This window comes from Candidatus Methylomirabilota bacterium, assembly GCA_036002485.1.
In the GTDB taxonomy this organism is placed as follows: Bacteria; Methylomirabilota; Methylomirabilia; order Rokubacteriales; family CSP1-6; genus AR37.
The window spans coordinates 1-3,030 of record DASYTI010000100.1 but is presented as its reverse complement, the minus strand read 5'-3'; the positions used below and the strand labels follow the sequence as shown (position 1 = coordinate 3,030).

The following is a 3,030-nucleotide window of genomic DNA, read 5'->3' as shown; positions in this document are numbered from 1 at the left end:
ACGTAGACGTCGCCCTTCGAGTCCACCGCGATGCCGTGTGCCGCCGCGAGATTGCCGGGAGCGCTCGCCTCGGGCCCGCCCCAGCGCGCGAGCATGCGGCCCTCGGGATCGAAGACGCTCACCCGCCCGGGCCGAGCTTGCGAGATGGGCCCTTGACGACGAGAGGTCTGGCCCGGGTACCACCACAGCTCGGAGACGAAGGCGCGGCCCTTGGCGTCGAAGACGAGGTGGGTCGGGCGCTGGGTGTCCGTCCACTCGCTGAGATACTCACCCTCGGGGCTGAAGATCTGGATGCGATCGTTCTCGCGGTCGCAGACGAAGACCCGGCCGTCGGCGGCCACGGCGATGCCGTGGGGCAGGTAGAACTGGCCGGGGCCGGTGCCCGGCACGCCCCAGGAGCGCTTGCGCTCGCCCGAAGGCGAGAAGCGGTGGACGCGGCAGTTGCCGTAGCCGTCGCTGACGTAGAGATCGCCCTTGGGGCCGATGGCCAGATTGGTCGGGCGATTGAACGCATCGGCGGGCTTCGTGATCGTCATGTAGTCCTTGCCGTCATAGCCCGTGTCCGCGGCAGCGTTCGGCGTGCCGAGGGTCATGAGCAGCTTGCCCTCCGGCGTGAAGCGCCGCACCGTGTGGTTCCCGTCGTCCGTGCACCACACGGTGCCGTCGGAGGCGACGGTGATGCCGTGGGTGCGATAGGTGAAATCCCCCTCGCCCCAGGAGCGGATGAAGTTGCCCTTGCGGTCGTACACGATGATGGGATGATCGCCCCGACAGATCAGGAAGACGCGGTCCTCGCCGTCGACCGCCACCCCCGCCACGTCGCGGTGCTCGTAGCCCGCGGGAAGCTGCTCCCAGCCCTCGATCACTCCGTAGCTCAGCCCGCTTGTCGTCGCCATGACGCTCCTCTCGCGCACTCCCTGTTGGCCAGCCAACACTGCGCTCGTCCGCGCCCACCTTCGGGCCTGCTCCTCGAGCCGAGCGATGCGCTTGCCCGGCGAGGACGAGAGCATACTGCAGCCGGACCCGCGCGGCTAGCAGATATCCCTCTCCCCTCTGGGGAGAGGGCCGCAGTTCGAGCTGAAGGGCGAAGCCCTGAGGCGAGGGCTGAGTAGATGAGGGGTCCTCAACGCGCCCCCCGATCAGCAGCAGCTCTTCATCGACGCCGCGGCCGGGAAGAATGCATCAGGCTCCCATCCCCAGGGCCTCGGCCCCCAGTCCGGCGTGAAGACCTGGCCCTTCTTCACCGTCACGAACGGCACCACGGCCCGCGTGACGCGCAGGCTCTCGCCGAGCACGTCATAGACCACCCAGTCGCCCTCGCGGAGCTCGAGAACGGAGATGTCGGCCTGCCGACCGACGGCGAGGCTCCCCAGACGGTGGGAGGCACCGATGGCCCGGGCGGGATTGGCCGTGCTCATGGTCACGACCTGGGCGAGCGTGAACCCGAGGCCGAGGAAGCGGGTCATGATCTCGGTCATGCTGTGCACGGTGTGGATGCGGCCGGGAACGGTGAGATCGGTGCTGATGCAGTGGGGGAGCAGACCCTGCTCGATGCAGCGGCGGCCGACGTCGAAGCTGAAGTTCTTCCGCCCATGCGCCGTATCGAACCACACGCCGCGGTCCGCGGCCTCGCGGGCTTCGGGCACCAGCTTGCCGTTGCCGTCCAGAACCCCGCCGGGATTGGCCGTGAAGTAGTGCGTGAGGATATCGCCCGCCTCGAGGAGGGGCAGGAGCGAGCGAATCACCGTCGGGTCGTAGCGCTTCTCCGTGTCGCCGATGTGGACCATGAGCTTGGTGCCGCTCTCGCGGGCCGCTCGCCTGGCCAGCCGCGGCATCTCCATGCCCATGATCTCGAGGGCGGGCGAGACCATGCGCGCCTTGATCCCGCAGATGAGGCCCTTGTACTGGTCGAGAACCTGGAGCGTGTCGTCGAGATCGATGCTGCTCTCCGCGATGATGTCCGGCGAGGTGGCGAGCCCCGTCTGGCAGATGTGCAGGAAGGGAATGATCTCGGTCTGGCAGCGGGGAATGATGTGCCGGGGAAAACCCGCGAAGGTGGCCGCCCCCGCGCTGCCCGCATCCACGATGGTGGTGACGCCGGCGCGCACGCCGCCGAGATCGGGGTGGACGCCATTACGGTTGACGCCCTCGAAGACGTGGGCATGGAGATCGATCAGCCCCGGGGTCACGATCTTGCCCGCCACCTCGATGGTCTGAGTTGCCTCGGCGGATGGAATGTCCTTGGCAATGCGCGCGATCACGCCGTCTCGCACGGCGATGTCGCAGACCCCGTCGAGCCCCGTGGACGGATCCACCACGGTTCCACCCTTGAGCAAGAGATCGTGCATGCTGTTCTCCCGGTTGCCGTGATGGGTACAGTGGCAGCGCGAATCATCGTCCCCTCCCGCACCGACTGTCAAGTTGGCAGTAGGCACGCGAGGCGGTTCGCAGTACCATAGGCGACCAAGAGGAGGCGCCATGGATACCCCGCGCGTCTATTACCGGCAGGGCTGAAGCTCGTGCGCCAAGACGAAAGAGTTGCTTTCGTCATGGGGAGTGAAGTTCGACGGGTTCGACGTGGAGGCCGAGCCCGCGCGAAAGCGTGACCTCGAGCCGTTCGGCATCCCGCGCGTGCCCGCGACCATCGTGGGTGACCGCGTGGTCCACGGCTGGAACCCGAAAGCGCTCGCCGAGCTGGTGGGCGCGCGCTACGAAGAGCGCCAGCAGCTCTCGCCGGTTGAGCTGGCGCGGCGGCTCGACGTCGTGCTCGCGGCCACCCAGCGCGCCATCCGCCAAGTCCCGCGCGAGCAGCTCGGCATGAAGTCACCGGGCCGCGACCGCACCGTCCGCCAGCTTGGCTTTCACGTCTTCCGGGTGAGCGCGTCCTTTGTTGACACCCGTGAGCAGGGACACCTCTCCGAGCAGTGGTTCGAGGAGAGCCCCCCGGCCGAGATGGCGGATGGCGAGGCCATCGCCCGCCACGGCGAGACGGTGCGCCGCCGCGTCGCGGCGTACTGCGCGCAGCCTGGC

At 68.3% G+C, this 3,030-nt stretch carries 2 protein-coding genes and 1 pseudogene; 1 reads left to right on the top strand and 2 read right to left on the bottom strand.

Translation table 11 applies throughout. The features are described from left to right. Nucleotides 1-896: peptidyl-alpha-hydroxyglycine alpha-amidating lyase family protein (locus VGT00_09645; GenBank protein HEV8531667.1), on the bottom strand; the 896-nt coding region annotated here is incomplete at its 3' end. A gap of 243 nt (nucleotides 897-1,139) precedes the next feature. Continuing rightward, complete coding sequence (locus VGT00_09640; GenBank protein ID HEV8531666.1) at nucleotides 1,140-2,348, bottom strand: amidohydrolase/deacetylase family metallohydrolase; 1,209 nt, start codon at nucleotides 2,346-2,348, stop codon at nucleotides 1,140-1,142. 184 nt (nucleotides 2,349-2,532) lie between these two features. On the opposite strand from VGT00_09640, the pseudogene VGT00_09635 reads away from it, so the two are divergent. After that, a pseudogene (locus VGT00_09635) lies at nucleotides 2,533-3,030 on the top strand (hypothetical protein).

What these genes read in the sequence shown, in the direction of transcription:
- VGT00_09640 (HEV8531666.1), bottom strand. Translation starts at nt 2,348, where the DNA reads ATGCACGATCTCTTGCTCAAGGGTGGAACCGTGGTGGATCCGTCCACG.